The sequence below is a fragment of the Planomonospora antibiotica genome (genome assembly GCF_014647955.1).
Classification (GTDB): Bacteria; Actinomycetota; Actinomycetes; order Streptosporangiales; family Streptosporangiaceae; genus Planomonospora; species Planomonospora parontospora.
Map to the genome: position 1 here is coordinate 1 of NZ_BMQE01000100.1, position 7069 is coordinate 7069.

The 7069-nt window shown below is 71.4% G+C and carries 6 protein-coding genes and 1 pseudogene; 5 read left to right on the forward strand and 2 right to left on the reverse strand.

The features are described 5' to 3' along the window. A pseudogene (locus IEZ06_RS35235) lies at positions 1-458 on the reverse strand (lysine 2,3-aminomutase); the annotation flags it as partial. Positions 459-626: 168 nt separating this feature from the next. Between IEZ06_RS35235 and IEZ06_RS37815 the strand changes: the two are divergent. The 4 genes from IEZ06_RS37815 to IEZ06_RS35255 all read left to right on the forward strand — a co-directional run bounded on the left by IEZ06_RS37815 (position 627) and on the right by IEZ06_RS35255 (position 5439). Further along, positions 627-971: a DUF1707 SHOCT-like domain-containing protein gene (locus tag IEZ06_RS37815; RefSeq protein WP_189241008.1), complete on the forward strand. Its 345-nt coding sequence runs from the start codon at positions 627-629 to the stop codon at positions 969-971. Between the two features lie 175 nt (positions 972-1146). Next, positions 1147-2133: a phosphate acyltransferase PlsX gene (gene plsX / locus IEZ06_RS35245; RefSeq protein ID WP_203872424.1), complete on the forward strand. Its 987-nt coding sequence runs from the start codon at positions 1147-1149 to the stop codon at positions 2131-2133. An 85-nt stretch (positions 2134-2218) separates the two neighbouring features. After that, complete coding sequence (gene argS, locus IEZ06_RS35250; RefSeq protein ID WP_189241010.1) at positions 2219-3955, forward strand: arginine--tRNA ligase; 1737 nt, start codon at positions 2219-2221, stop codon at positions 3953-3955. A gap of 146 nt (positions 3956-4101) precedes the next feature. After that, positions 4102-5439, forward strand: coding sequence for a hypothetical protein (locus IEZ06_RS35255; RefSeq protein WP_229799136.1), 1338 nt, complete (start codon positions 4102-4104; stop codon positions 5437-5439). A 104-nt stretch (positions 5440-5543) separates the two neighbouring features. On the opposite strand, the gene IEZ06_RS35260 is transcribed toward IEZ06_RS35255, so the two are convergent. Further along, positions 5544-5942 (reverse strand): cell division protein SepF, encoded by a 399-nt coding sequence (locus IEZ06_RS35260; protein WP_068902001.1) that lies wholly within the window; start codon positions 5940-5942, stop codon positions 5544-5546. 192 nt (positions 5943-6134) lie between these two features. Here IEZ06_RS35260 and IEZ06_RS35265 point away from each other — a divergent pair, with 192 nt between their 5' ends. Next, complete coding sequence (locus IEZ06_RS35265) at positions 6135-6923, forward strand: PhzF family phenazine biosynthesis protein (RefSeq protein WP_189241011.1); 789 nt, start codon at positions 6135-6137, stop codon at positions 6921-6923. The last annotated feature ends 146 nt before the right edge of the window (positions 6924-7069 follow it).

A 7069-nucleotide genomic window follows, 5' to 3' on the forward strand; every position in this document is an offset into this window, starting at 1 on the left:
GCGTGGCAGGTCTGCCCCTGCTTGGGGAAGAACAGCACCGTCTCCGGATACTTGTGCTGCATCCCGGGGACCGGCTCGGCCCCGACACGCGGGACGTTGAGGTCGAGCTGCCCGGCCGGATGCGGGTTGAGCCGCGCCCGCACCTCGTTCGCCGCCGCCTGGAGCCGCGCGTTCGGGGCGCCGTCGCGCAGCAGGCCGGCCAGCCGGGCGACGTCCGCGGCGGGCAGCATGTCGGGCTGGGGGAAGACCAGCCGGTAGATCGGGTCCTCGGGCACGGCCGACCAGTCGATCAGCTCCTCCACCACGTAGGCGTTGGTGCGGAAGGGCAGCACGGTCGCCACCGCCCGGATCCGGAGCCGCTCCTCCTCGTCGAGACCGGCCCGCAGCAGCAGCAGGTCGTCGAGGTGTTTCGCCGTGTAGGCGCGGAACCCCCGGGTGGACGTCTCTTTCAAGATCACTAAGTGATTCCTCTCGCTTTTACCCTCTATGCGTAAACCTCTTCGACCACTCGCGCGTCTATCACGCTTACCTACCGGACGTCCCCACCCGGAGATCGGTTCCATCCGATACCGAACTCCACCGGCACCTCCATCGCGATATATCTTGATTCCGTCTAGAATCGGGCCATGACCGCTCCCGCTCCCGCTTCCGCTCCCGTGCTACGCGCCTCCGACGCGGACCGTGATCGCGTGGCCGCCGTGCTCGGCGAGGCGCTCGCCACCGGTCGCCTGACCAGCGTCGAGCACGCCGACCGCCTGGACGCCGCCTACAGCGCGGTGACCGTGGGCGAACTCGCCCCCCTCACCTGCGACCTGCCGGACGTCACCGCACCGGCCGCCGTCCCCGCCACCGAGCACCAGGAGGTCGCCGCCGTCTTCAGCAAGGTCGTCCGGGTCACCGGCCGGGTGGCCTTCGGCAAGGTCGTCGTCTCCCGGGAGAGAACCGACTGGAACATCCCGAGCGCTCCCTGATCGCCCCCGCCTGTGTGGCACCAGGCGGCGACGCCTACGATGCGGGAATCCCACCCCGCACGAGGTGACCGCCGCCCGGCATCACGGCGCCTACGACGTGGGGCCCCATCCCGTACGAGGTGACCGCTTGCCTGACACCGCCGACGTCTCCGGCGCTCCCGTCGCGCTGGACGCGATGGGCGGCGACCACGCCCCCGCCGAGATCGTCGCCGGAGCCGTGCAGGCCGTCCGGGAGCACGGGGTCCCCGTCGTCCTCGTCGGCGCGCCCCGCCCGATCCACGAGGCCCTGGCCCGGCACGGCGCGACCGCCGAGATCCCGATCGTCCGCGCCGAGGAGGCACTGGCGATGGACGAGGGGGCCCTCGCCAGCCTGCGCCGTCCCCGCTCCAGCATCGCCGTCGCCTGCCACCTCGTACGGCGGGGCGACGCGTGCGCCGTCGTCTCGGCGGGCTCCACCGCCGGGGTCGTGGCCACCGGCAAGCTCCGGCTCAAGGGACAGCCCGGCGTGCTCCGCCCCGCGATCGCGGTGGCCCTGCCCACCCGCCCGCGCCCCTCCATCCTCCTGGACGCCGGAGCGAACGCCGAGGTCAAGCCCGAGATGCTGGTCCAGTTCGCCCACCTCGGCGCCGCCTACGCCGAGACCGCACTCGGCATCACCGGACCCCGCATCGGCCTGCTGACCATCGGCAGCGAACCCGGCAAGGGCAACAAACTCGTCAAACGGGCGCACGAGCTGCTCTCGGCCGCCCCCGGCCTGGACTTCACCGGCAACGTCGAGGGCCACGACCTGCTCACCGGGGCCGTGGACGTCATCGTCGCCGACGGCTTCACCGGCAACGTGGCGCTCAAGACCATGGAGGGCAGCGTGCGCTACGCCTTCGCCGAGCTGCGCGAGACGATCCAGGAGAGCCGCACCGCCCGGCTGGGCGGGCTGCTCCAGCGCAGGCGCATCATGGAGCTCCGCCGCCGGCTGGACCCCGAGGCGTACGGCGGCGCCGTACTGCTCGGGCTGAACGGCACCGTGGTCATCGCGCACGGGGCCTCGCAGGCGGCGGGCGTGAGCGCCGCCTGCGAGCTGGCCGCCGCGCTGGCCCACCGCGGCGTGGTGGCCCGCATCGGCGAACGCCTCGGCCACGCCCACCGGCCGCACCGCCTCTGGTGACACGGACCGGCGGACGCGACGATTCATGATCAAGTATGCGCGCGATGTCCCGGAGCCACGACGGCACTACCGATATCCTTGGCACATGACCGACCCGCAGCTCGTCCTCACCGAGCGCGTCCAGCAGGCGCTGGCCGCCGCCTTCGGTGCCGAGTACTCCGACGCAGACCCGCTGATCCGCCCCTCGCAGTTCGCCGACTACCAGGCGAACGTCGCGATGAGCCTGAGCAAGCGCCTGCGACGTGCCCCGCGGGAGGTCGCCCAGGAGATCGCCGACCGGCTCACCGCGGACCCCGGATTCCCCGGGACCGCCGAGGTCAGCGGCCCCGGCTTCCTCAACATCGCGCTCGACGACTCCTGGATCGCCGCGCAGGCCGCCGAGATCCTCGCCGATCCGCGCACCGGCGTCGTCGCGGCGTCCGCGCCGCAGACCGTCGTGGTCGACTACTCCGCGCCCAATGCGGCCAAGGAGATGCACGTCGGCCACCTGCGCACGACCATCGTCGGCGACGCCCTGGTCCGCGTGCACGAGCACCTGGGCAACAAGGTCATCCGGCAGAACCACCTGGGCGACTGGGGCACCCCCTTCGGCATGCTCATCGAGCACCTCCTGGACATCGGCGAGGAGGCCGCCGTCGCCCAGCTCGAAGCCGGCGAGGGCAACGAGTACTACCAGGCCGCCCGCGTGAAGTTCGACTCCGATCCGGAGTTCAACCAGCGCGCCCGCGCCCGGGTCGTGACCCTCCAGGGCAAGGACCCGGAGACCATGCGCCTGTGGCACCTGTTCATGGACGCCACGGTCCGCTACTTCAACAAGGTCTACAACCGGCTCGGCGTCACCCTGACCGACGAGGACATCGCCGGCGAGAGCATGTACAACGACATGCTCCCCCAGGTCTGCGACGAGCTGCAGGACCGCGGCATCGCCGTCGTCAGCGACGGCGCGCTCTGCGTCTTCCCGCCGGGCTACACCGGCCGGGAGGGCCAGCCGCTGCCGTTCATGATCCGCAAGAGCGACGGCGGGTACGGCTACGCCACCACCGACCTGGCCACGATCCGCTACCGCGTCCAGGACCTCAAGGCCGACCGCATCCTCTACGTGATCGGCGCGACGCAGGCCCTGCACATGTCGATGCTGTTCGACTCGGCCCGGATCGCGGGCTGGCTGCCCGACCACGTCCGCGCCGAGCACGTCCAGATCGGCAGCGTGCTCGGCAGCGACGGCAAGATGTTCAAGACCCGGAGCGGAAAGTCGATCAAGCTGCTGGAGCTGCTCGACGAGGCCGACGTCCGCGCCGCCGCCGTGATCGCGGACCGCGACTACGACGACGCCGCCCGCGCCGAGATCGCCCACGCGGTCGGCATGGGCGCGGTCAAGTACGCCGACCTGTCGGTCAGCCACGACAGCGAGTACGTCTTCGACTTCGACCGCATGCTCGCCCTCACCGGCAACACCGGCCCCTACCTGCAGTACGCCACGGCCCGCATCCGCTCCATCTTCCGCAAGGGCGGCGCCGCCCCGGCGGAGGCCACCGGAGCGATCGTCCTCGGCCACCCGGCCGAGCGCGCGCTGGCCCTGCGGCTGCTGGGGTTCGGCGCGGCCGTCGAGGAGATGGCCGAGGGCTCCGCCCCGCACAAGGTCGCCACCTTCCTCTTCGAGACCGCCAGCGCCTTCACCGCGTTCTACGAGAACTGCCCGGTCCTGAAGGAGGGCGTCGACGAGGCCACCCGCGCCTCGCGCCTCGCGTTGTGCGCCCTCACCCTCCGGGTGCTGGAGACCGGGCTGGACCTCCTCGGCGTCCCGGTGCCCGAGCGCATGTGACCCCGTCCGCCGGACGATCACCTGGATTCGTCAAATCCAGGTGATCGTCCGGCAAAGACCGGTACGGCGCGCCTCCCAACGGTGATCTCCGCAGCGGACTACGCTGGCGCGGTCAACGGTCACGACTTCGAAAGAGTTCCCCGCCCTTGAGCACGGACCTGACCGCGACCCCCCACGCCGGGGCGGAGTTGCACCGCTATGCCGAGGCACTCCTGGCGAGCCTCTCCACCGACGCACTCCCGGCACCGCCGCCGCAGGAGCTCACGGACGCGCCCGGCCACTGGCTGCCCCCGGCCGTCGAGGCCCTGGCGGCCCTCTCCCGGGGCGAAGACGCGCTGGGCCCCCTCGGCCGCGCCGCCCAGTGCGACGAGCGCAGGACCGCGCTCTTCCTCTGCCTCGCCCTCGCCGCCGCCGGCCAGGGGGACCGCATCCACGCCTCCTGGTTCGGCACCGCCTTCGGCGACCTCTCCATGGACCGGCCCGTCACCCCGGGGCAGCGGGCCCTCTGGCTCACCGCCGCCCGGGGCGCGTACGGCCCAGCGGGAAAGATCTTCGTGCTGCGCAAGCTCGACGCGTTCTCCCTCTCCGCCGACTCCGATCCCGCCCGCTGGCTCCGCGCCCTGGCCCCCGACGAACCCTCGATCGTGGTGCCCCCGTCCCTGGCCGACTTCCCGGAGATCGCGCAGCTTCCCGAACTGGCGCGGCCCGTGCACGCCTCCATCCAGCTGGCCCGGCTCCGCAGCCGCTGCGTCGAGATCACCTCGGTCCGCGAGGAGCGAGGTGACGGCACCGGTGGTACGGTCCACCACCCGCACCACTCCGGTGCCGCGGGCACCGAGGACGAACCGTCGGCGGTGCTGCGCCGCCTGATCGTCTCCGACGAGACCGGCGGCCGGGCGCTGTCTCTGACCGACTATCTCCTGGCGGACCTGCGACCCGGATCCGACCCCCGGCTCGCGGCCATCGCCCTGCACGTGGCCGCACCGGCCGTGCGGAGCGCCGCCGAAGAACTCGTCCAGGCCACCCAGGCCACCCCTCCCTCCGCGGTCACGGTCTCCCTGCTCGGGCACGACGTGGCCCTCCGCCCGGAGGGCCCCGACCCCGCCTCGCTCGCCGCCGCCGAAGAACACCTGGTGGCCGCGAGCATCCCGGCCCGAGGTCTCCCCTGGCCCGCCTACGCCCTGTTCGCCCTCGGCGCGGTGCTCGTGGCCGCGGCCTTCCTCGTCCCGGCGCCGCTCCCGGCGGCGGCGCTCGCGCTGCTGCTGTCGGCGGGGGGCGCCTACCTGCTCTGGCAGCGGCGTGCACGCGAGCAGGAGGACGCCGACTACGTGGCGGCCCAGCTCGCCGAGTTACGCGAACTCGCCGACGGAGCCGTGTGGGCCCTGCACGAGTATGCCCGCGAGGCGGAGAAGCGCGCACAGACCGCCACCTCGGACCTGACCGAGCTGACCCGTCTGCTGCGGCGCGGTCCCCGGGCAGGCTGAGCGGGACGAGCGTCCAGGCAGGAGACCGGAGACGTGAGACCGCGGCGGAGGCGGAATGGGGGGTCCGCCGTCCTGGGGGACGGCGACGGTCTCACGTCGCGGGATCAGCCGCTGGTGATCTCCATATCGGCCGGGGCCAGCAGGAAGACCTTCTCCGCGATCCGCTCGATGCGGCCCTCGCAGCCGTAGGCCAGTCCCGCCGCGAAGTCGACCATCCGCGTCGCCTCCGCAGCGGTCATCTCGTTGACATCCATGATCACGGCCTGCCGCTCACGAAAGTGCCGTCCGATGATGGGGGCATCGTTGTACTTGCGCGGCGTCAGCATCACGATCCTCGAAGGCTCGCTCACCGCACGCCAGCGCTTGGCCGCACGCTCGGAAGCCGGCCGCCAGTTCTCGTCCTCGGCCTCGATCTCTTCCTCGTACTCGTAGTCGTAGGAGTCGTCATAATGCTCTGCCCCACCCAGGCCAAGGTATGTCGCCACCTTGCGCACTGCCCCCATTGGCACGTCCTTTCCGCAGGACTCCGCCTCGTTCGGCGTGTGTCCCTACACCTTTGACGCTAGCCGACGCCCAGAAGTTCGCCACGCGACACGCCCAGCGTGTAATTCCAATTCGTACGGTCAACGTCAAGGCCTGCCTGCCCCCCAGGCCTGCCTTCAATCCCCCGTCGATGACCCCCCTAGTATCTCGTCATGCGCATCTACACTGTCGACTCTTTTACCGACCGGATTTTCCGTGGCAACCCGGCAGGTGTCTGCCTGCTCGACGACCCGGTGCCCGATGCGTGGATGCAGTCCGTCGCCGCCGAGATGAGACACTCCGAGACGGCCTTCGTGCTGGCCGGAGCGAACGGCGGCCCCTATTCCCTGCGCTGGTTCACCCCGGCGGCCGAGGTCGCCCTCTGCGGACATGCCACGCTCGCCACCGCGCACGTGCTCTACTCCACCGGAGCCGCCCCCGAGACCCTCGGATTCTCGACGAAGAGCGGAATCCTCTCCGTGACCCGTGACGAGGACGGCCTGCTCACCATGGATTTCCCGATGAAGGCCATCGTGGAGGCGACTCCTCCGGAGGGACTCGTCGAGGCGCTCGGCGTCACGCCGGTCCGGATCGGCAGGAACGAGTGGGACTACCTCGTCGAGGTCGAGGACGAGACGGCGGTGCGCTCCGCCTCGCCGGACTTCGCCGCCCTGGAGGCCGTGGACGCCCGTGGCGTCATCGTCACCGCCGAATCCGCGCAGGGGGACGCGGACTACGTGTCCCGCTTCTTCGCCCCCAAGGTCGGCGTCCCCGAGGATCCGGTCACCGGATCGGCCCACTGTGCGCTCGCCCCCTACTGGTCGGCCAGACTCGGCAGAGACGCTCTCGTCGGCCGGCAGCTCTCCGAACGGGGCGGCGAGATCCGCACGGTCGTGCGCGGCGATCGGGTCGAGCTGACAGGGCGAGCGGTGACCGTGCTCTCCGGCGAACTCCACGCCTGAGGACACCCGGGAACGCAAGAAGGGCCGCCCCGCAGGACGACCCTCCAGAAACCGGAACCCCCGCCCCGCAACACCCACCGGCCGGCCCCACACCCCCGCAAAAACAGAAAGGGCCGCCCCGAAGGGCGGCCCTCACACAAAAAATT

Excerpts from the sequence above, each read along its gene's own strand:
- IEZ06_RS37815 (WP_189241008.1), top strand. The coding sequence starts at position 627 with ATGACCGCTCCCGCTCCCGCTTCCGCTCCCGTGCTACGCGCCTCCGAC.
- plsX (WP_203872424.1), top strand. The coding sequence starts at position 1,147 with ATGGGCGGCGACCACGCCCCCGCCGAGATCGTCGCCGGAGCCGTGCAG.
- argS (WP_189241010.1), top strand. The coding sequence starts at position 2,219 with ATGACCGACCCGCAGCTCGTCCTCACCGAGCGCGTCCAGCAGGCGCTG.
- IEZ06_RS35260 (WP_068902001.1), bottom strand. The coding sequence starts at position 5,942 with ATGGGGGCAGTGCGCAAGGTGGCGACATACCTTGGCCTGGGTGGGGCA.
- IEZ06_RS35265 (WP_189241011.1), top strand. The coding sequence starts at position 6,135 with ATGCGCATCTACACTGTCGACTCTTTTACCGACCGGATTTTCCGTGGC.